Below are 19,278 nucleotides of genomic sequence, written 5' to 3'. Positions count from 1 at the left end.
TGAGTGAGCAGTCCCCGCCAGGACCTCCAGGCCTACACTCAGGGTCTAATCGCGTGTGGCGGCGCGCGGTTTCATTCCTGATCGATCTGCGGGCGGCGATACAAGCGAACCCCAATCCTCAGTTGTTCCAGGTAATCGGGATCGTTCGACTCTGGTGAAAACGTCGTTACACCGTCCCACCCATCATCCCCCACCTCGAACACAGACAGCGCCGGAACAGGCTCGCCATCGACTTGATAGCGCGAGATGTAGCGACGGCGCACGACGGCCTTGTTCCTGGAATAAAGCCATTCCAAGCGCACCCATACCTCATCTGGATCTTTGATGGCGTCGGCCAGGAGCAGCAGCTCGCGAGCGTGACCGCGTTTGCGGATCTTCAGAGCGCCGGTTTTGGCATTGGTGAACAACTCCCGTCCGATAACTACTGCATCTCCCGTCACGTCCTTGAACACCACCGGCTTTGCGTCGGTAGCGCCGAACTCGCCAAGGAATCGTTCTACATACTCCGAGTCGCTTAAGCCCGTTGGCAACAGCCGGTCCGGCGCCATCTCCCGCGCCGCAGGCAACGCACCTGGTGCGCGACGATTCGGTAGTCCGGCGCCCTGAACGCTACTTGCACGCGCTCCGGGATCAGGCAGAGGGTCATAGGCTCGCAGCGGTGGAACGGCTGCATTCAACCGCGATTGACCGGGCGCGTAGTCGAAACCGGGGTCGATGCCTTTGGGCACCTGAACCACTCTTGGGCCGTTCGGACTGTTAACGCCAATGGTCCTGCTTTCGTATTCAATGACCGGCGCAGGCCCCACCGTCAGCCCTTGCCGATCAACGTCTCGCTGACTCAGCATGAACTTTTTACACTTGCAGCCCCAACCATTTTGCGGACTGTGAGTTGCCCACCATGGATCATCCAGCGGTAACACCGTGCCGTCCCATGCCAGATGCTGCGGCCGTGGGTGCGCGCTGTCTCCATGTCGATAAATTCCGAAGGGCCGACGCTTACGCAGTTCAGGGTCCGCCATTTGCGTTTCGCGGCCAGCGTTATAGGACTGACGAAGGTTGGTTTCGTAAATCACGCGGGAGCGCCAGCCTCGGCCGCCTTTGTACTGCCATCCATGTTTCCCAACGACCTGGTCGAAGTCCTTTCTGAACTGTTCAAGTGTCAAACCCTGGCTAATCGCCTTTTCAACGGCACCGCGCATGTCACAAAGCAGGTCCCGCTTCATCGTCCCGGCGACGACAAAGGCCCAGTCATGTTCGACGTTATAGATGTCTGTCCAGGCGCGGGTCGGGATGTCCGTCTTGCCCTGGAAATAGTCGATTTGCTCTTTGAATGGAAGAGAGCCATGAGAAACCGCCATTATTAACCTGCTCTGGTCGCGTTAAAAAAAGCCATACAGCCCTAATTATTTCCGAATCTCTGCCGACCCTATGTCGTTAGTCCATCACATTCCAAATGGAAGGTTTAAATGCTGAATGATCTTATGTTCTATTCGTTTTTCTTCAGTGCAGCCGTCTTTGCTGTCACTTACTATCTGACGCAGAAGAGTAAAGGCCTTGCTTGGATCGTCACTATCGTCGTGGCTTTGGTGGTTGTTGGATTCGTGTTTCCTTCACCTCAGCAGGCGCACGACCTTTCAAATATTGCGAACAATTTCACGCTGCTTATTTCGAAGGTTATTTATCTGCTTTGTTGGGGTGGGGCAGCAGTGATTTTGCATAAGCTGCTTCCAGATTGATTCGAAGCGACTCATAGTCCCCGCAATATGTCATCTCGCCCAGCCAAGCTGGCAGCCGCAAGCCCATCGGCAATTGCATCTGCCAACTGGGCGGTGTTCATCATTGGATAGGTTTCAATCAATCGATCCCGAAACTCTTCCAAGCTACTGACGGTGTCGAGCAGTTCCTTAATCTGCTCGACCATATCATCCAAGGGGCCTGCTACGGCCTGTTCCAACCTTCGCACCTGGTTATCCACAATGTCCGGCACAGCTGCTGGCTTGGCTCGCGCCTGCTCGCGGTTCGTTGCCCGTGCCAAAGGAGGGGAAACGACCGGCGCTTGCATACCTAGCAGTTCCGCCCCCGCCGCTGGTTCGGGAATGTTGAGCTTGTCTCGAATAACCGATTGCTCGACCTTCAGGCCCAGCGGCACTAAATCCTTTAGCGCCTGTATCAGAATCTTCGAATCTTCCGGTTGTGGCACATCCAGGATCAGGCGCGGATAAGGTCGACCTGGTGCAAAGTTCAGGTCGCACCAGGGGCGGACGAAGTACCGTTGCAGGGTGTTGGACTCAGCCTTGGCGTCGGCTTGCAGCAGGTCAAGGCGCACCTCGTTATGTACCGTGGCCTGGGCTTGGCTGGAGCCGTCGTCTGTAGACATGGTTTGCCCAACCACTGCCTTGCTGACCTGTTTGTCCCACCACTCCGCCAAGCCTTTGAAAAAGTCGCCCGCGCCCGTGACATTGGCGGCCTGGGTAAAGTCGATGCGCATACTGTCAGGGATGACGGCGGCGGCATCGCTACCGAGGTTGGCCACCGCCGACATGAGCGTTGCAATGTCCTCCTTACTGGCACCTGGACCGTAGCGCCCAACGCGCATGGGCATGCCAAAGATGTCGGCGAAGCCCATCCAGTCTTTCCAGGTCCATGCCTTACACATGTAACCGACAGCCGCGAGACGCGCCAGGCCGCCCCGGATCGGCAGGCCTGAACGGATGCGCGGCAGGTGGACGATGAACTTATAAGGCGCCAACGCTACACCGTCGACGGGGTCGGCCTCATCGAGCAGACGCAGTTCCCGGCCGGTATCACGGTCGAACTGAAAGAAGCGCTGGTCGCGGGGCTCAAAGCGCGACGGGTTCCAAGTCTTGCCGCTGCGGTCCCACATGATCTCCGACACGGCGTAGCCCTTGCCCATGGCGTCGGTCAGGTCGGCTTGCAGCTCGCCAAATTCGGGCGAGTCGACAATCTCTTTCAACGCATCGGCCCGACGAACGTCCTCAGGATCATCGCTGGCAGCCTCAACCCGGATGTTCAGGCCAGCCACCGCCAGCTTGCGAGTGCCCAGAACCGAGGCGTAATGCAGGTCGCGTTCTTCCATCTCTTCGGCCAGGGTCAGGTAGTCATGGGCCGAGCCTTCGGAGGCGGCTTGCAGGATATTGGCGAGCCGACCAGGTGTCAGGCCGCTGGCCACCGACTGGTGCCAAACCTGGCGAATGCCGGTGGTGCGGGCGGCGGCCAGTTCTTCGGTGAGTTTGTCGTACTGGATGGGTCGACCGTACTGGTCGACGATGCGTGAATCAGCCATTACCAAATGCCTTTCTGTGTTCGCCAGCCGCCACCGAGCTTGATCTCGCGATCTTGCTGGGCAGCGGGTTGGATTCGGTGATATTCGAAGATTTCGATTTCTTGCCGTGAGGCGTAGTCCGCCAGCACGGCGGCAATACCCGCGTCACCGTGGCGTTTGGGACCGGACTTTTCGCCTTTCTCGTTGGTACGTTTTTCCGGGATACGAGCCACGCCCTTGACCATGCGAAAGGCGCGCACATCGCTAACCACGTCCTTGTCGGCCGGGATGTCGTAGAAGCTGTCGTCTTCGAGGGCCGCTTTAAAGGGCGGCATGTTGTCTCGATACCATCCCTCCGTAAGCATTACCCGTTCAATGCGGTTGAAACCGTACTCAATGGCGGTTTCTTCAGAGAGCTGAGAGCCATTGCCCCTAGCGTCATCTGCACCTTTGCGGAAGTTCGGTAGGCGGTCGATGATGTAGAACTTGATCTGACGCTGTTGCTTGAATGGCACGTTGCGCAGTTCGACCACGAACGGTGTGCGCCTGCGCAGATTCTGTTCCTTGAGCAACGGCCAAATGACCGAGAGGTCGCCAGAGCGAGCGAAGTCCATTCCGTAATAGCTTTCGACATCCGGCGGGATGGCTTCAAGCAACGGTTTCAAGTGCTCTTCGCACCACTCCAGCGATTCAGCTAGGCGCAGGGGTTCCGGCAGGGTCTCGTAGCCCTGCGGATACGCCAGGCGCAACACCGGCACGTCGCGATTACTGCGCCGCTCGACCAGGGCCAGGCTTAGGAAGGCACCACCGCCTTGGGACGGCACACAATCCAACTCCTCTTCTGAGGCATCGCCATAGAAGTCATAAACGTCCTGGACCCAGGCGGCTTCCTCTTCGGATTTGTACTCGATGCCCTTGCGCAGACACACGCGCTGGTAGAGCCCATCGGCTACCGCTTCACGGAATGGGCAGCGGAACAACGCCCCCTTGCGTTTGCCCGCGCGAATGTCGTTGATCAGTTCATTGAAGGCATTTTCGGTGCCGTCGTGGGTACTGATGACGTGCACTTCGCCGCCCCAGATCAGCAGCGCCAGTGCGGCTTTCAGCAGCTCCGCCAAGTCCTGGTGGAACGCAGCCTCATCGATCACAACGACGCCCTGACGGCCGCGCAGGTTGGACGGGCGGCTGGTCAGCGCGACGATGCGGTGACCGCTGGGAAACGCGATGGTGTAGGTCTTGATGTGCTTGTCGGGATCGCTGTCAGGCCAAATTCCTTCCTCGATCTCTCCGGCCGCGTAGTTGAAAGCCCGCGCCCACATGGCACAGGCCTGGATGTACTCGACTGTCATGTCCTGGTTGTAGCCCAGGTAATAGACCGTCTGGCCTGCGGCGGACTTTTGGGCGGCAGCTACTAAGACGTTGTCAGCGGCTTCCGCCCAGGTGAGACCAATTCGACGGGACTTCTCGCCCACCTTCAGTGGGGCGCGGATTCCGATCCATTTTTTCTGATAGGCCAACAATACTGTCGGAGCGTTGAAGGTTGCGGTGTTTGCCAGCACTACAGGGACGCTCATATGGCCACCGCGTGGGTGATAAGCTGCTGACACCAGATAAACTTGATAGGGATCCTGACATGATCGAATGGTTTTCGGCGGCGGTTTCGAGTGCCAACGCAGCAAAAGAAATTACGCAGAGCTTTTTGATCCTCCGTGAGGAGGAAGCGATAAGAAGCCGAGTTTATGAACTTACTAGCAGCCTGATGGAGCTTCAGCAGCAAATGATGAATGCTCAAGTTCAGCAGATGGAACTGATACGGCGGGTAGCGGAACTTGAAAGCGACTTGTCTCAGGCCCGATCTCAAGCTGACGAGCGAGCCAAATACGTTCTGTATAAATTTCCTCAAGGGGTTTATGCATACACGCTCCGAGAAGACCTGCGAGATGAAGCGCCGGAGCACTATTTGTGTAGCAATTGCTTCGAAAAAGGTGATCGCGTTACTCTCCAATCCACCAGCCAGGGTTGGGAAAGTGGATACACCTGCCCGCGATGCGCCATGTTTATAGCCGCACGAAGGACGGATATTTGATGTGCATGCCCTCACGCCGCCACCCCTAGAATTTCGCGACGGATCTCATCGACCGTCGCTTGATTCAGACCGCCTTTCTTGGCAATTTTCTCAACACGAGACGCCGCCGCCTCTGCCTTCTCTCGGTATTCCGTTTGCCATTTTTTCTGCGCGATAGATGCCTTGCCCAGCTCAGCCACAGCCTTTGCCACCTTGGCTAAATCGAATGGCTTGTCGTCGGTCATCAATAACTTGAACAGATGCTCCTGGACCAGACGCATCAACGCCTCGTTGACCGCACCCTCTTCGTCAGGCGCAGCCGCCACCACAGCGCGAGCCTGTTCGCTCGCGACCTTAAGCGCCGACAGCTTGGATTCAAAATCCTGTCCATAGCGGTGCAAGGCTGACTTGCTGATGGAAAAGCCCTTGGCCGACAGCTCGGCCGCAAGGCTTTCGTACTCGCCGAAGCCGTTTTCAGCGAGGGCTTTATCCAGCCAGGCTTTAACAGCCACTGGCAGGCTGGCGACTTTGCTGCGCGGGGGCATGGCTTAGCTCCAGTATTTTTCGGGGCGGGCAATGCCGGGGTTGCAAGGGATGGTGTATTCAGCGAGGTCTACACCGTAGTGAGTCAGGCCGCAGATCCAGACACCATTCGGTTGTTTGTTCAGCGTCACCAGGCTACGGTCGGCCAGGTAATCCAGCTCTCGACGCAACTCCATTGTGGTGGAGTCCGGATAGATGCCTTGGATAGTGGCAAGTACCACGGCTTCGTGCGGATCCACAGGACGCGAAGTGTCCAGGGTCTTGATGATGTACCAGCGCAGGGATTCCCGACGCGTCTTGGCGGGGTCGATCATTTGACGGTTCCTTTCAGTTGAACGTTTTCCAGCTTCATGGCCAGCGCGTCGAGCTTGGCCTCGATGACGGTCTGGTTACGCACGTAATCTTCCCGGCGCACGTAGTGCAGCGGCATATCACCCCGCAGTCGTTCAAAGCTCAGCTCAAGCTGACGCAGACGTTCACCGTCTCTAGCGATAGCGTTAAACCGGTCATCCATGACGGCGTTGCGTTGATCAAGACGACGCTCCATTTGGAGCAGCAACAGTTTCACCAACCCAGCAAAGCCGCCCAGGACAGTCACTCCCGCGCCAATCAGTTGCCAAGCGGGCATTTCAATCATCAGCATCAGCGCCCCCTTGCCCGGTCGCGGCGGGTCTGGCATTCGGCGCAAAATTGCACGCCAACCAAAGCCAAGCGACGTCCCTCGGGGATCGGCATTTCACAATCCGGCATCTGGCAAAATTCGGCGGAGGGTCCAGTCAAGGTTTCCCGTTGTGCCAAATGAGCCGCCAAAGAGGTTTCGTTGTGAATCGCCTCCAGTTCGCTGGCTCTATCAATTGCTTTCATTCAGCGTCCAATCAATCAAGTTGTTGAGCTGCGCCCGGCAGATTCCATGCAGCTCGGCATTGCGCACCTGGTTGGCCAGGATTTGAGCCTGGCCAACGCCGGAGTCGAGTTCATCAGCGGCTCCGGTTCCCCTGGCCGTCGCAGCAGCTCCGCTGGCGTCGTTCGGGGTTGGCACTGCGGTGTAGATTCCGTTGGCGTTGTTCCACACGCGGACAAAGCCAGCAGTGAACACAGCAACAGGTAGCGGTTCGAGCTGCGCGCCAAAGGTCGGGCGGTATTGGCTGGTAACACGGGTTATTTCTCCAGTGAGTGTGTCGGTGGTCTTGCGCAACAGGTCTTTAGTGTCCGCAAGCTGACGCGCCAGCCGGTTTCCCTTGGCCTGTTCGGCAATTAATGAGGCCGACGCTTGTTTCGCCGCACTGGCGGCGGCTTCGGCCATGCCTTGCTTTTCCCTGGCGAAGGTTTCACGCAGTTGAGCGACCACTACTGCACCGTCGGCTTTGCCCTGCGCATAGCCGTCGTCATAGCCATCCTGTCGATTGAGGTGCAGGCCGTAGACGGCCGCTGCGATGACGCCCAAATACCAGAGCGCTGGCTTGAGCAATTCGAAAGTGGTCTTCATGGGCAGACTCCCTGGCCCCAACCATTGGCGACATACAGGGCCTCCCAGCGCAGAAGGATCAGGCGCGGGTATTGGCGGTTTTCCTTGAAGGCTGCGGCCGACCGGCCGGCGTTGTACCGCTCGACAGAGTTGAACCAGGTCAGCGGATCGGCCCCTTTAGCCAATGCCAACTTGCGGTCGCGAAACACCCAGCCCAAGCCACCGTTATAGGCGGACAGGGTCAGCGCCGAGTGCTCGCAGGGGTCACGCCCCTGGAGGCGAGACGACAACCAACGGTCATAGCTGACGAGCGCCTGCATGGACCAAATCGGATTGAACGGCTCGACCTTGCCCAGAGCTGTAGGGAACACCTGAGCAAGCCAGGTCGCGGTCGAGGGCATCACCTGGCCCAAGCCTTGCGCACCAACTGGCGACTTGGCGTCGAAGCGCCACCGGCTTTCCTGGTGAATCTGCGCGGCGAAGGTTGCGACCGGGGCATCCAAGCCCCATTCCGCCTGCGCTATGCGGGTCAGGTCGCGGCGGTAGCGTTCGGCTTGGTCGGGGATCTCTGCGCGTACCGGCAAGCTGATTGCCAGTCCAATGATGGAAGCCATGCAGAGCGCCGACAGATAGAGAAGAGGCGTTCGCATGATCAGAGCCCCAACGTCAGGCCAAGCACGCAGGCCAGCACAACCAAAGCACGACGGACACCGGCCATGGCGCGTTCGGGACGAGCCACTTGGTTGGGTCGTGCATAGGGGAACAGTGCCCGATCAATCCAGTAGCCGAGCACGCCGCCCAGCGTGACCAGACCTGCCTTATAGAGCACGACTGGAAGCTTGGTTGGAGCGACCAGGGCAAGGCAAATCAAGAGAATCAGAGTGATCAAGGTCCAGTCGGTCATACGTGGCGCACGGCGGCGCCGTTGAATGTGGTCCATCAACGAACTTCCTTTGTTGGTTTGAGTGCGGCGCGAATATCCGCAATTGAGCGTGCAGCAATAACGGGATTGCCCCGTACCGCGTCCACGGACGTGTAGATACCTAACTCTGGCAATGCGATTCGCTGTTTAGGCCGGAGCTTTTCTTTCTGCCGGACGTGTTCGGCAACGCGTCGCTCATGACTCGCTACTATCAACTCGACGGTAGCGCGCCACTCCGGCGGGCACTTGTCCAAGAGCACCTGGGATTCATCCGCAAACGGAGTATCAATAATGAGCTGGGCGTATTGCCTGGATGAACGGGGCGCAATGGCCATGTGCGAACCTGCCGGAGTAGATGTCCGGACTAGATTCGCTTGGGAAGGGATGCCGCAGTGTTTCTTAAACGCACAAGAAAAAGCCCCGACAGTGCGGTGCTTTCGTTAAAGGCCTCTGATCGCCTTCATTGTTTCGATTTCAGTATCCGTAGCGCCTTCCTTTCGGCGCTCCGCTTCCCATTCTGAATCCGAAAGCGTTTCCATATTCGATGATGGTTTGGCTATTTGCGCGACACAATCCACATTATCCCGTGTCCAGTTGGAACGCACGCGATCCAACTCTGCTTGGGAAAAGCTGCCGGTGTAGCAACCGCCGCTGAAATACATGACATCGGTTAGCAATAATCGGCAGCTCGGAAAACGCGACGCGGTTGCTTTGCTTTGAGAGTGCAATTGCTCGTTTGCCGAGCGCTGGATCTGCGCTAAAGCCGAGGTGTCACGAGTCAAACAAGCATCCAGATTTTTCGACCAGAGTTGTTGGGCAACCGACTGGTTAACCTTGGCGTGGCTCAAATCGGCTTCGAGAGTGGTGTCGGACGTCGCGGCCGCAAACGCCACTGACGCATACATTGCCGATACCGTGAACATCACTCTCAAAGCCGTCATCATTAATGAACAGTCCTGTCATCGAAGCCGAATAGATCGGGCTCGTTGCGCCTGTGCAATGCCCTTTGGCGGGCGATGATGTCATAAATAGTCGGTGATGCAAGCTTGTACTTGCGCACCAAGTCCGTTGGCTGGATGTTTGAGTCGCGCCAATCCCGATAGATCGCCGCATCGCGCATGGCTTTCTTCAAAGAGTCGCCGCGAGGTAAGTAAACCACCGCTCCCCCCATGGTGTCGCATATCGCAAAGACCACCGCCCTGGCAATTTCCGCCACTGCCTCTGGCCTGTCTTGAAGCTTGCCCCGCAGTTCAGCCTCGGCGATCTCGACCATTTCCTTGATCGTTCCCTCCCAACGATGCATGACCGAAGGATCTTCCATATGGGCCAATACTTTATTGGGGTCCAGCCTGTCAGTGTCATTGGGGAATAGCTGGTCCTGACTCATAAGGCCGGCCTCTTGTTACGCTTCGCATCGTAAGTCAGCGCCGAGACAAGGCTCCCCAGTTGCCGACAGTCCAGCCACTCGACTCGCTCGACCCTGAACATCCGCTTCGCCATTCCATCGGCATATTCCCAAGGTCGCTTGGCGTCGGCCATGAACGCTTGAATTTTGCCGATCAGCTTCTGTTTATCCGGTGCTACTTTCGGAGCTGCCCGCCCAGCCGGTTTGGCTTTGGGTTTCCAGCCCAGCCGCTCAAACTCAGCGAGCACGGCTGCCACTTTGATCGGCCCCAAATCCTTGGCGGACTTTACCCCCGCAACTCGGTTGAGCAACGCCCGGTAGGTTTCATCATCAAGGCCCAAATCCTTTTTAGCGATATGGATCTTTGACAGGTTCACGTTACGTCGATTCATCTCTCCTTTCCCCTCACATCCTCGGCAGCTCATCAGTATCCGGATGCCACGCCGGATAGACCGTCCCAGGAGGCCTGGGACGGTTTCGCTTAGTGGATGGTTGGGTTAAGGACTAGTTTTTCGCGCATCGCTTGGCAGATCTCGCAATCGCAGCCACCCATATGGCGGACGGAGCCTTCAAGCGGAATGCGAGCGATAATGCGAGCAGCAACGTGACCTGCTGCGCTGCCGCTCATTTGGCTTGCGTTATCTACGGTGATGGACACGCCATCGGTGCTGTCTTCGATGATGATTTGGAATTTGGCCATTCGAATTAATCTCGCGGTTGGTCTGTGTTGGCAGATGTGTTTTCAGAGCTGATCGCAATTCAATGCAACGTTGGGGACGCGGTGTCCGGCACGTAGATGCTTGCAATATCAAGGGGTATGGGTGCGTACTGGTCTGAGTCCCCGAGACGCTCGTACACCCGGATGTAGCTCTTTGAACCAACAACCTGAACGGCCTCACTGATGGCTTGCATCGCCCGCTGCCATCGTTCGTCCTGGATGTCCAACCGGCGAAGGCCCAGCACTCGACCAGTGCTGATTTCACCCGCCTTATCGGTGCGGAATGCCTCGTTGACCAGGACGCGTACCTCACTACGTGCGTCCTGCGTCCATTCGGCTGCGCATTCATCGATCAACACGCGTGCCGCTTGTAGCCTCTCGTCGAATTTGATGGAGTCCTGAACCGCGTGGATGATCTTGTAACGGCCATCAAACGACAGCAGCGTTACGTTGCCTTTCTTCCCACCGATAGTCGCTTTGTACTGCTCTGCGGACAGGTCCACAAACGCCTTGATGTCCCCAAACGCCGAGGCTTTGAAAGCGCCCAAAGCCCCTGACACTGCTTTCGCTTTGTTGACCAGCTCAGTGACCAGCTCATCGCGAGCCAAGTCAATTGGCTTGATCAGTACTTCCGGCACCAAGTGGCCCTTGGCGTCCTGGCGGAACCCTTCTGGAATGCTCATTCGTTGTGTTGCTCCGTGTTCGTTTCGTGTTTGGTAATACGGCGCCCAAGCACTTCGAAGATCTCCCCGATCCGTCGACGTCCATTTGCGCGTTGCTCATTCGTTAAAACAGGCTTCGGTAGTGCCCGAGGGAGATCCCTGGTAGGCAACATCCGAATCAGTGCGGCAGGTGCGGGCCACCGCTCGCAACTTGCAAAGAGCATTTCGAAAGCGGCTTTAACGCGCTCCCTGTCTGTCTCTTCGTTCCAGCGTTGCGCCTTTTTCAAGGCCACCAGCCAGATATCCAGTGTGTGAGTCACAGCATCTGCGGCAGGCGCACCGTCCAAGCGCAGAGCGACGAGCCCCATCAACCCGGCGATTACTTCGCGCTCCAGCCAGTCATCCACCATTTAATCGCCCCTGTAGCGCTGACAGCGCGGCAGTTGTTTGGCTTGGCCGGGCGACTACAGGCGGTTTGTGCATGCTCATCTCTGGCCGCAGTACCGTCGAACTCGCTTCACCCTGCCACTGACTCATCACTTGGTAGAGCCAGCCGTGGCCTTTAAGCGGTGGCGTTAAGCGACCGCAATCGCGTGCACTAATCGCCTGTTCAATCGCCCATACCCAACATGCAGGAGGGGCATTGAAAACTGCTCCGTTGCGTTCTATGCGCTGGGCCTGAAGATCGGGAAGAAGCTCCCCGAGGATCTTGGCCACACGATCCATAGTCAGTTCTCGGGTTTCCGGCCGGAACAAACCGACATAGCGAATCAAGGCGCTACCGAGTTGACCGGAAACCTTAAAGGCCACTCCGAGTGCTTCGCGTGCACCGTCGTGTGCGATCAGCGCATCAAGGCTTACTGTCGTTCCGCAGTTAGGGCATCGAGTACGCATCAATGCACCTCCGGTTCGGGCTTCGCCTTTGCCAGTTCATCCGCTCGAATTTGGGCGAACTTATAGCTGTCGGAAAAACCGACGCATTTCTCCCCTTGGTACAGACGGATCATGCTGCGACCAGAGATATAGATCTGAACGGTGGGCCTTGGTGGGCTGGCAATCTCAATGGATGGTTGCATGTTCGGCACCTGCACAATTGGGATTGAAGGCGCAGTACTGGCAGGCTCGCCAACTCTGCATCGCTTGTGGGTTGTGCGTCGGCGGCGGCTTGTCGCGATAGTTTTGGCACTGTTCGATAGTCACAACATCGTTGACGGCGACACAGTCCATCCGGCCAAGCGCGTTCATGACGCGGCGTTCAACACCCGCCGTGCTAGGGCTGGTGTATTTATTCGCCAGGATCAAACTTACCGCTGTACGGCTCATGCCGATTCGAACCGCCGCTTTGGTGCGGTCGCTCGCTGCCACTTCCGCCGCGAGCAGACGAACAAAGAGCGGTGGTTGCTGGCCCCATTTCGACAGGTCTACTTGTGTCATTGGAGGCCTCCCGATTCATTCGGAGTAGCCAGTTCCAACTGAGTGCGCTGTATTAGATCTGTCGGAAGGGTAAAGGGCCCTTTGGTCCCGGTAGCTACGTCCAGCCATTCGCTGAGCAGTTCGCGAGTGCGCAGCAACGCAACTCCCGGTTCGACTAGGCTACGATCCGCTCCAATGGAACCGGTGGTTTTCACATAAACCAGCTTGCTTAGGTTCGGGTCGTACACTTGAAGAGAGTCAAGTTGCCGGATTTCAGGCGGGCGTGGTCCTGTGTATTTGCCTTGGATGAGCCGATAAGTATCAGGCGTCGGACCGCCGCTATGGCTGATCTCCAGATATCCCGCTTCCGTCAGGGCATTCATGTACTGACGAACTTTGATGGACGTCAGTGCTACACCACCTACGGACGCTGTCTGCGCTACATCCTCAGCTGTCACATCTCCGTTCAAGATGCGAAGGGTTCGCCAGATGTTCTCCGTAGCGAGATGAGAATACGTGCGCTGCCCTTTACTGTTGAGGCGAGGGTGGTCGGCACCTTCATCGCGAACCAACGCAAATACCCGGCCTTCTTTTCCTTTCGGGGCTTCGATCTGCTTGATAATTCCCGCTTTGGTAAGGGCCGAGAAGTAACGATTAATATCGTACGGTAGCTGTCCGCTACGCCTTGCGATGTCGTTAATTGAGAACCCTGGCTGAAGCACGCGAATGGATTCCCACATACGCTGCCGAGGTTCCTTGGTGCCTGTCACCAGTAGATGGGGTATCCGTCCAGCCATTAGTGACCCCTCCGGCTCGGTGCTTCGCCAGTAAACCAAGAGCGTGATCCCCACGCGGCCATATCGACATAGTCGAGCATCATTGCGGCGGCTTCGGATTGGACTCGGTAAAGGTTCACCGCTATACGGCGCAAACAACCTTTCGTTACACGGTTCAAATCTGCCAACAGATCATCGCCGAACTTGAGCGCTGGATAGCTTTCGCTGGCAAGTTGGCGGATGTCTTCAATGGTGGCAGGCTGCGCGGGAACCCACTCCAGCACTCGGTTATGCAAACGCTCAAGTCGCTGGAGCGATGCCGGTACGCGCTCTTCACCGATCAGAACGATCGTTCCTTCGCTTGCGTTGTAAATGTCCGTCAACACGTTGGCCGTTGCCTTATCCAACAGGTATTGCACGTCGTCGACGATCAAAGGCCTGCGCGAGGCCGACAGCTGAACCGCTATCTGATCAACCATTTCTGACAATGTGCGACCCGGCAAAATGCTCATGTCTCGCAGAATCGCCAACAGGAATGCTTTTTTGCTCCAGGTATCACGACATTCGGTGTAATAGCACCGGTGTTGATTGGCTGCGAATGCTGCCGCTGCGCTTTTGCCATACCCACTCGGGCCGTACATCGCCACTAATCCGGGTAGGCCAATTGGCCGGGCTTGAGCACGCTTCATGGCGCCGGATAGCAATCCAACATTTGTTAAAGGAACAATCTTCGTTACACTCATTGCGCTTCTCCTAATAGGTCGGACGTGCTGCAACACACCGACTAGTTCAATACGGGTTGTTCTTATCCCGCGTGTTGTTGAAATACTTCCTGCATCGCCACGAAGTCCGGATGGCTGGGATAACGTTCCCACCATCTGGCTTCGTCGGCGGTCAGTTCTTCCCCCGCTAGCTTTCGCTGGTTCAGTCGAACCCAAGCTCGATAACGTGCAACGTCGTCTCCAGGTACTTCAAATTTGGGCCGTTGCTGGTCCAGCGAGACTGCGTAATCTCGCGCCGCCTCTAGCGCCTCTGGTGAAAGGTTTGCAGACGGCGCAGTTGTAGGGGCGATCATCTCCACCCGATGCCCAGTCAGCGTTTCGAGCTTGTCTACGGCACGCTTGAACTGGCCTTGCTGCCGTTTGTCTCGCGCCATCTCAACCATGGTGCGAGGCATGTAATCGGAGCTATTTCCATCCAGTTGGGCCGCGCCGATCAGCTCGCCGTCTAACGTGAACGTCCAGATTTGGCTAGCATCTCTAACGTCATAGGCAATACGTATTTCTTGCCCGTGCAAGGCCGTTAGATCCGTTAGGAAATAGGTGCTACCCGCCCAAGCGACTTCACCGCGCCTCGTTGTGCGCACCACTTGTGGACGCATGAGTGATTCAACCAATGAGCCGGGCGCGGTTATCGGCTCCCAGCCTTCTGCTATCGCTGCTTGCCAAGCCTCGTTTGGGCTCATATGCCGCAGTACGCCGGTTTCGGGGTCGCGAATTTTGGCTAGGCCTCGATGCGGAGTAGCGTTGTAGGTCGCGATTTCATGTTCAACGCCTGACATGAATTCACCGAATGCAGGCAGCAGCCTGCTTTTCCCGCCCTCACGCAGCTCCTTGCGGCCAATGCGATGCACTCGTGTACCGGCGTGCTTATCCATGTCGGCGCCGATGTAGCTGGTCAGCTTCTTGGCTGCGCGCACCCAAATAGTCTGATGTCCCCGTTCGGAGAGGCCCCGCGCCTGGCTGTTGTATGGCAGCGAGTGGGTCATCGTGCCGCCCAAGCGGTCGACAACTTCCCGCACGGTGTCATTAGCGAAACCTGAGCCGTTGTCGACGTAGAAAATGCCGAACATGCATTCACGGACCGCATCACGCAGCGCGTCCAAAACACCAATGGCCGACTCTGCTTCCCCAACCGATACGCCAACGACTTTTCGGGTGGCTACATCCAACACGGTTGTGATCTCTGGCCGGTATGGCTTGCCGGTCAGCGGATTGATAACTTCCGCATCAAATTTATGGCCGTCGGCGGTATAAACGTCCCCTGGAAAAAGGTTCTTCGTAGAGCGGCGCCGGAATGGTTGCAGCGCTTTAAGTTCTTGCGGGCTCATCCGTCCTGCCTGCAATGCTTCTGGAGAAAGCTTTTTCAGAAAACGTTGCACTGCATGGATGCTTGGCATAGGGCCTTCATAGCGTTGCGCAAACTCGGCATAGCTGGCTGCCACGCTCGGCTTTGTGGGCCGCTGGTAACACCGAAGAAAGTCTTTTGCCCACGCAGGAACCGTCAGGTTCGGACGTTGGCGCAACGGCGCCAAGCCCGCCTCGCCATCGGTCCGATACGCAGATAGCCAGCGCTTTAGGCTTCTCTCCGATAGCGTTCTGTCGCCAGTTTGTTTGTTGTTGGCCAGAGCCAACCGCTCGGTCAAGTACGGACTTAGTGCCCCATCGCGGGCTTGCTTAACCAAAACGTCTATGGCGCGATTTTGCGATGTCGCGACGCACATGCGCTCGATCTCCCGAATGAAGCAGAGCCGAGCGACCATGACAGCCCGCTGCACGTCATTCAGCCTTGAGGTGCCCTTGACCACTGTTGCGATAGCCTTTTGCTCCGGAACCTTGGTGGGGACCGCTTCGACAGGAGTCTCAACCTCGGCAATGGACCGGGCCATCAGCGCTGCTTGCGTTTCTGCGGGCAGACCCGAAAACGGGTACTCGACCGCTTTGGTGCCGAGACGTTTCCGGCTCTCCCATTCAAGGCGAGCCGCCACCTTGCGAATACCAGGAACGGTTCCTGGCAGCCCGGGAAGGCCCGCCAGTTCCTGCGACGTGTACCAGTCACGCATCGCCGTCTTTCCACTTGGTTTTACTGTGACCAACCGGACTATTTTCGGTATGCTTTGGATAGACCGAATTCGTCTCTGCGCGGTTTGGTCGCTGGCGAAGTGGAGAGCCATTGAGATTCCAACGCTCTGGCCATAACTGGACAGGCTGAAGCCCCAAGGCCTGGGCGATTGCCCGCTCTACCCGTGGGTAGGGTCGGTGTTTAGCGTTACGGATGGCGCGCTCATTCAGGCCATTCGTTCTGGCCAGTTCGGCAAAATTTGTGCCTCGAACGCGGAGCTGGAATTTAATCCATTCCCAGCGTCGTTCCGAATCGAGCGGTATGTCGTAGGTTTCCATTTTTCAACCATCGTCTAGGGTGGTTTTTTTAGGCTTTCTAACGGCCGGTTTAGGACAATATATCCCGTATTCGGGACGTGGTAAACCGAATTCGGGTGTTTCTATTCCTGTTTTCGGGCAAGACAACAGCCTATTGTGGAAAACTCAAGTGAATTCAGTGACTTACACGGAATCGAAACACGCGCCAGTGGGCGAAAATGCGGTTTCTTTTCCGAATTCGGGAATAGAAACCCGGATAGCCACGGTCGCAAGCTTGTTCGAATCCCGAAAACAGGCTGCCGAGGCTGCGAACGTGGCGCTGTCGTCTCTCCAGCGGTGGATCGCTGGGGAAGGAATGCCCGCGTTCAACTCATTGGCGCTGTTGGCTTCTGCGGTAGGGGTGTCTCTGGACTGGATCGCGTCTGGGCGCGGAGAGATGTATCCGGCGGAGGGGACGCCTGCCCAAACGAAGGACGACAGCATCTACGCCTATGTTCCGCTGTATGACGCCAGAATCAGCCAGGGACACGGCGCTTGGAGCGATGGCGCTCGCATCCTGACAATGCTTGCCTTCACTAAATACAGCTTGCAGAAAAAAGGGCTGCAAGCGTCGCAGCTCGCAGCGGTGCGGGTGGATGGCGACTCAAACGAGCCGTTTCTAAAGGACGGCGATACCGTGATGGTGGATCTTTCCCGGAACACGATCCAGGGCGAGGCGTTTTATGTAATACGCCTGGATGACCTCCTGTACGCCAAGCGGCTGCAACGCCAGATCGACGGCGGGGTGTTGGTCATTAGCGCCAACACAGCTTATCCAAGCGTGCATGTGCCTACTGATCGTCTGGAGCGACTTCAGGTCGTAGGGCGTGTGGTCTGGTCGGGTGGATGGATGATCTAAACCGCTAGTGCCAAAAAGCCCGCGAAACGCGGGCTTTTTAGTTTGGGGCGGGACTTTTGGGGGGCGCGCCTCTTTTGGCACCGATTAGTGCCGCTTATTGACTAAAGACCCCGTTTTTCCTGGCTTGTCCTCTTTCTTCCCTTTTCTTCCCACCAGTTTCCTTTAGTGCCATATCTCTCACTGCCTCACAGCTCGCTCCCACAGGGTTACAACATCGATGAAATGAAGGCTTGACCCGTCACGCAGATGATAAGCATTATCATCTACTCGAACCGGATCGGGCCCTATCGTGAGTCAATCGCGTTTTCACCACATTTTTCTCGCCCAGCGTACCCCGCTGCTGCGCACCCTCGAGCGGATGGTCAACAACCCGAGCACCGCCGAAGACTTGCTGCAGGAAACCTACCTGCGTGTCACCCGCGCCTTGAGCGAACGCACCGTCGATCATCTCGAACCCTTTGTTTTCCAGACCGCCCGCAATCTGGCGCTGGATCATCTGCGTGCACGGCGGATCCAGTCGCGGGCCCTGGTCGACGACGTGCCGCTGGACATCGTGAACAACGTCGTCGCCCCTCAAAGCAGCGCCGAAGATGCCGCCCACGCCGCGCAAATGCTCGAACGCCTCAACGTCAGCCTGCAATCCCTCAGCCCCCGTCAACATCAGATCTTCATTCTCAGCCGGCTGCATGGCCACAGCTACCAGGACATCGCGCAACGATTAGGCGTGTCCCTGAGCACGGTGCAAAAAGAACTGAAACTGATCATGGCCATCTGCGTGGGCGTGGCCGAACGCAACCCGTGAATACATGCGGCGAGCCGCAAGCTTCGAGCCGCAAGCGGGATGTGGGCTTGCCAGCTACCGCTTGCGGCTTGTAGCGTGTGCTTGCCGCCAATAATGAGAATCCACCGTGACGGACAACCATCGCCCACCTGAAGCCGCCGAGGCGCAGGACACCGCCCACGCCATGGATCAGGCGCTGGACTGGTTGATCCTGCTCGACAGCCCCAGCGAGGAGCAGCGCCGACACTTCCAGGCCTGGCTGGCGGCCGATCCACGCCATGGCGAAGCGTTCGCCAGGGCCCAGGCGATCTGGAACGGCCCGCAGATAATCGAAAGCGCCCGGCAACTGAGGGACCGGCCAAAGATCACCACGCTGTCGCGCCTGCGCGCCCATTGGAAACCCCTGGCCACCGCCGCCGTGCTGTTGCTGGGACTGTTCAATTTCAGCGACCTGCCCCTGCGCTTCCAGGCCGACCACCTGACCGTGGTCGGTGAACGCCAGCGCCTGCAGTTGGAAGACGGCTCCAAGGTGCTGCTCAATACCGATTCGGCCTTCTCCAGCTCATTCGACAACCAACGGCAGGTGGCCCGGCTCTACAAGGGCGAAGCTTTCTTCGAGGTGCCAGCCAACCGTCATTTGCCGTTGGAGCTGGACGCAGGCCCGGTCACCGCCAGCGTCAGCGACACCTCGTTCGCCGTGCGCTACGTGGATGGCGTCGCGCAAGTCCAGGTGCAGCGCGGCGACGTCGACCTGCGGGCCACCCGCTACGACACCCACGTGCGGCTGTCGGCTGGCGAAAGCATCCGCATCGGCCCCAATGGCTTCGACCGCCCGGCACGGCTCGATGCCGGCACCGACCTTGCCTGGGTGCAGGGCCGACTGGTGTTCGAGAACCGTCCGCTGAGCCAGGTCTTGGCGGAGTTGCGACGCTACTACCCAGGCTGGATCATCAACACCAACGAACGGCTGGCCAACGTCGCGGTGACGGGCAACTACCGCCTCGACCAGCCCCTGGACGTGGTCCGCTCCCTGGCCCAGATCACCTCCGCGCGCCTGCAGGAATTCCCGGCGCTCGTGATTTTGAACTAAATGAGAATTATTTTTACTCGATAGCCTCCGCTGGTTCGTCTCGTTATAGCCAATGCAACTGATTCGCATCTCCACGATGCCGATCTGCACCTATAACAG

29 protein-coding genes and 1 other RNA gene are annotated in these 19,278 nt (G+C 57.5%); 5 read left to right on the top strand and 25 right to left on the bottom strand.

Annotation, left to right across the window (positions count from 1 at the left end):
- Positions 1 to 71: 71 nt before the first annotated feature.
- Entirely contained in the window at positions 72 to 1,358 is a 1,287-nt protein-coding gene (locus tag ACLK1G_RS04810; protein ID WP_420764370.1) for a PBECR2 nuclease fold domain-containing protein, read from the bottom strand.
- Positions 1,359 to 1,466: 108 nt separating this feature from the next.
- Between ACLK1G_RS04810 and ACLK1G_RS04805 the strand changes: the two genes are divergently transcribed.
- Positions 1,467 to 1,736 (top strand): hypothetical protein, encoded by a 270-nt coding sequence (locus ACLK1G_RS04805; protein WP_420764369.1) that lies wholly within the window; start codon positions 1,467 to 1,469, stop codon positions 1,734 to 1,736.
- Between the two features lie 11 nt (positions 1,737 to 1,747).
- On the opposite strand, the gene ACLK1G_RS04800 is transcribed toward ACLK1G_RS04805, so the two are convergent.
- Positions 1,748 to 3,304 (bottom strand): DUF935 domain-containing protein, encoded by a 1,557-nt coding sequence (locus tag ACLK1G_RS04800; RefSeq protein ID WP_420764368.1) that lies wholly within the window; start codon positions 3,302 to 3,304, stop codon positions 1,748 to 1,750.
- Positions 3,304 to 4,857: a hypothetical protein gene (locus ACLK1G_RS04795; RefSeq protein WP_420764367.1), complete on the bottom strand. Its 1,554-nt coding sequence runs from the start codon at positions 4,855 to 4,857 to the stop codon at positions 3,304 to 3,306. Before ACLK1G_RS04795 ends, ACLK1G_RS04800 begins: the two co-directional genes overlap by 1 nt.
- 59 nt (positions 4,858 to 4,916) lie before the next feature.
- On the opposite strand from ACLK1G_RS04795, the gene ACLK1G_RS04790 reads away from it, so the two are divergent.
- The gene (locus ACLK1G_RS04790) at positions 4,917 to 5,369 is read left to right on the top strand and encodes a hypothetical protein (protein WP_420764366.1); all 453 of its coding nucleotides are present in this window, start codon (positions 4,917 to 4,919) and stop codon (positions 5,367 to 5,369) included.
- Positions 5,370 to 5,380: 11 nt separating this feature from the next.
- Here ACLK1G_RS04790 and ACLK1G_RS04785 read toward each other — a convergent pair whose 3' ends face one another.
- From ACLK1G_RS04785 to ACLK1G_RS04680, 22 genes are all read right to left on the bottom strand, one after another.
- Positions 5,381 to 5,893 (bottom strand): DUF3486 family protein, encoded by a 513-nt coding sequence (locus ACLK1G_RS04785; RefSeq protein WP_420764365.1) that lies wholly within the window; start codon positions 5,891 to 5,893, stop codon positions 5,381 to 5,383.
- Between the two features lie 3 nt (positions 5,894 to 5,896).
- Positions 5,897 to 6,205 carry a hypothetical protein gene (locus ACLK1G_RS04780; protein ID WP_283553482.1) on the bottom strand — a complete coding sequence of 103 codons (309 nt, stop codon included), beginning with the start codon at positions 6,203 to 6,205 and terminating at the stop codon, positions 5,897 to 5,899.
- A complete protein-coding gene (locus tag ACLK1G_RS04775; protein ID WP_420764364.1) occupies positions 6,202 to 6,534 on the bottom strand; it encodes a hypothetical protein in 333 nt (110 codons plus the stop codon). The genes ACLK1G_RS04780 and ACLK1G_RS04775 overlap by 4 nt, the downstream gene beginning before the upstream one ends.
- Complete coding sequence (locus ACLK1G_RS04770) at positions 6,534 to 6,755, bottom strand: TraR/DksA C4-type zinc finger protein (protein ID WP_283553484.1); 222 nt, start codon at positions 6,753 to 6,755, stop codon at positions 6,534 to 6,536. The genes ACLK1G_RS04775 and ACLK1G_RS04770 overlap by 1 nt, the downstream gene beginning before the upstream one ends.
- Positions 6,742 to 7,377 carry a DNA-packaging protein gene (locus ACLK1G_RS04765; protein WP_420764363.1) on the bottom strand — a complete coding sequence of 212 codons (636 nt, stop codon included), beginning with the start codon at positions 7,375 to 7,377 and terminating at the stop codon, positions 6,742 to 6,744. The genes ACLK1G_RS04770 and ACLK1G_RS04765 overlap by 14 nt, the downstream gene beginning before the upstream one ends.
- Positions 7,374 to 7,970, bottom strand: a complete 597-nt coding sequence (locus ACLK1G_RS04760) for a transglycosylase SLT domain-containing protein (protein WP_420764456.1) — start codon at positions 7,968 to 7,970, stop codon at positions 7,374 to 7,376. Before ACLK1G_RS04760 ends, ACLK1G_RS04765 begins: the two co-directional genes overlap by 4 nt.
- Before the next feature lie 38 nt (positions 7,971 to 8,008).
- Positions 8,009 to 8,296, bottom strand: coding sequence for a putative holin (locus tag ACLK1G_RS04755; protein ID WP_283553486.1), 288 nt, complete (start codon positions 8,294 to 8,296; stop codon positions 8,009 to 8,011).
- On the bottom strand, positions 8,296 to 8,613 hold the full coding sequence (locus tag ACLK1G_RS04750; protein ID WP_420764362.1) for a hypothetical protein: 318 nt from the start codon (positions 8,611 to 8,613) through the stop codon (positions 8,296 to 8,298). Before ACLK1G_RS04750 ends, ACLK1G_RS04755 begins: the two co-directional genes overlap by 1 nt.
- Before the next feature lie 105 nt (positions 8,614 to 8,718).
- Complete coding sequence (locus tag ACLK1G_RS04745) at positions 8,719 to 9,222, bottom strand: hypothetical protein (RefSeq protein WP_420764361.1); 504 nt, start codon at positions 9,220 to 9,222, stop codon at positions 8,719 to 8,721.
- On the bottom strand, positions 9,222 to 9,665 hold the full coding sequence (locus ACLK1G_RS04740; protein WP_420764360.1) for a Mor transcription activator family protein: 444 nt from the start codon (positions 9,663 to 9,665) through the stop codon (positions 9,222 to 9,224). The genes ACLK1G_RS04745 and ACLK1G_RS04740 overlap by 1 nt, the downstream gene beginning before the upstream one ends.
- Complete coding sequence (locus tag ACLK1G_RS04735; RefSeq protein WP_420764359.1) at positions 9,662 to 10,075, bottom strand: gp16 family protein; 414 nt, start codon at positions 10,073 to 10,075, stop codon at positions 9,662 to 9,664. The genes ACLK1G_RS04740 and ACLK1G_RS04735 overlap by 4 nt, the downstream gene beginning before the upstream one ends.
- A gap of 19 nt (positions 10,076 to 10,094) precedes the next feature.
- Positions 10,095 to 10,166: hammerhead ribozyme type II (locus ACLK1G_RS04730), an RNA gene on the bottom strand.
- Positions 10,165 to 10,383 (bottom strand): hypothetical protein, encoded by a 219-nt coding sequence (locus ACLK1G_RS04725; RefSeq protein WP_420764358.1) that lies wholly within the window; start codon positions 10,381 to 10,383, stop codon positions 10,165 to 10,167. Before ACLK1G_RS04725 ends, ACLK1G_RS04730 begins: the two co-directional genes overlap by 2 nt.
- A gap of 59 nt (positions 10,384 to 10,442) precedes the next feature.
- Entirely contained in the window at positions 10,443 to 11,084 is a 642-nt protein-coding gene (locus ACLK1G_RS04720; protein ID WP_420764357.1) for a DUF3164 family protein, read from the bottom strand.
- Positions 11,081 to 11,473 (bottom strand): hypothetical protein, encoded by a 393-nt coding sequence (locus ACLK1G_RS04715; RefSeq protein WP_420764356.1) that lies wholly within the window; start codon positions 11,471 to 11,473, stop codon positions 11,081 to 11,083. Before ACLK1G_RS04715 ends, ACLK1G_RS04720 begins: the two co-directional genes overlap by 4 nt.
- Positions 11,463 to 11,957: a hypothetical protein gene (locus tag ACLK1G_RS04710; protein ID WP_420764355.1), complete on the bottom strand. Its 495-nt coding sequence runs from the start codon at positions 11,955 to 11,957 to the stop codon at positions 11,463 to 11,465. Before ACLK1G_RS04710 ends, ACLK1G_RS04715 begins: the two co-directional genes overlap by 11 nt.
- Positions 11,957 to 12,139, bottom strand: coding sequence for a hypothetical protein (locus ACLK1G_RS04705; protein WP_420764354.1), 183 nt, complete (start codon positions 12,137 to 12,139; stop codon positions 11,957 to 11,959). Before ACLK1G_RS04705 ends, ACLK1G_RS04710 begins: the two co-directional genes overlap by 1 nt.
- The gene (locus ACLK1G_RS04700) at positions 12,123 to 12,497 is read right to left on the bottom strand and encodes a hypothetical protein (RefSeq protein ID WP_420764353.1); all 375 of its coding nucleotides are present in this window, start codon (positions 12,495 to 12,497) and stop codon (positions 12,123 to 12,125) included. Before ACLK1G_RS04700 ends, ACLK1G_RS04705 begins: the two co-directional genes overlap by 17 nt.
- The gene (locus tag ACLK1G_RS04695) at positions 12,494 to 13,216 is read right to left on the bottom strand and encodes a hypothetical protein (RefSeq protein WP_420764352.1); all 723 of its coding nucleotides are present in this window, start codon (positions 13,214 to 13,216) and stop codon (positions 12,494 to 12,496) included. Before ACLK1G_RS04695 ends, ACLK1G_RS04700 begins: the two co-directional genes overlap by 4 nt.
- A gap of 56 nt (positions 13,217 to 13,272) precedes the next feature.
- Entirely contained in the window at positions 13,273 to 13,995 is a 723-nt protein-coding gene (locus tag ACLK1G_RS04690; RefSeq protein ID WP_420764351.1) for an AAA family ATPase, read from the bottom strand.
- Between the two features lie 62 nt (positions 13,996 to 14,057).
- Positions 14,058 to 16,094, bottom strand: a complete 2,037-nt coding sequence (locus ACLK1G_RS04685) for a DNA-binding protein (RefSeq protein ID WP_420764350.1) — start codon at positions 16,092 to 16,094, stop codon at positions 14,058 to 14,060.
- Positions 16,087 to 16,431, bottom strand: a complete 345-nt coding sequence (locus ACLK1G_RS04680; protein ID WP_420764349.1) for a helix-turn-helix domain-containing protein — start codon at positions 16,429 to 16,431, stop codon at positions 16,087 to 16,089. Before ACLK1G_RS04680 ends, ACLK1G_RS04685 begins: the two co-directional genes overlap by 8 nt.
- Positions 16,432 to 16,579: 148 nt before the next feature.
- Between ACLK1G_RS04680 and ACLK1G_RS04675 the strand changes: the two genes are divergently transcribed.
- The 3 genes from ACLK1G_RS04675 (at position 16,580) to ACLK1G_RS04665 (ending at position 19,179) form a co-directional block, all read left to right on the top strand.
- Complete coding sequence (locus ACLK1G_RS04675) at positions 16,580 to 17,308, top strand: S24 family peptidase (RefSeq protein WP_420764348.1); 729 nt, start codon at positions 16,580 to 16,582, stop codon at positions 17,306 to 17,308.
- A 289-nt stretch (positions 17,309 to 17,597) separates the two neighbouring features.
- Positions 17,598 to 18,110: an RNA polymerase sigma factor gene (locus ACLK1G_RS04670; RefSeq protein WP_420764347.1), complete on the top strand. Its 513-nt coding sequence runs from the start codon at positions 17,598 to 17,600 to the stop codon at positions 18,108 to 18,110.
- A 106-nt stretch (positions 18,111 to 18,216) separates the two neighbouring features.
- Entirely contained in the window at positions 18,217 to 19,179 is a 963-nt protein-coding gene (locus ACLK1G_RS04665) for a FecR family protein (protein WP_420764346.1), read from the top strand.
- Positions 19,180 to 19,278 lie beyond the last annotated feature (99 nt).

The sequence above is a fragment of the Pseudomonas algeriensis genome (assembly GCF_048847255.1).
In the GTDB taxonomy this organism is placed as follows: Bacteria; Pseudomonadota; Gammaproteobacteria; order Pseudomonadales; family Pseudomonadaceae; genus Aquipseudomonas.
The sequence above is the reverse complement of the archived record's forward strand: the minus strand, read 5'-3'. Positions and strand labels throughout refer to the sequence as shown.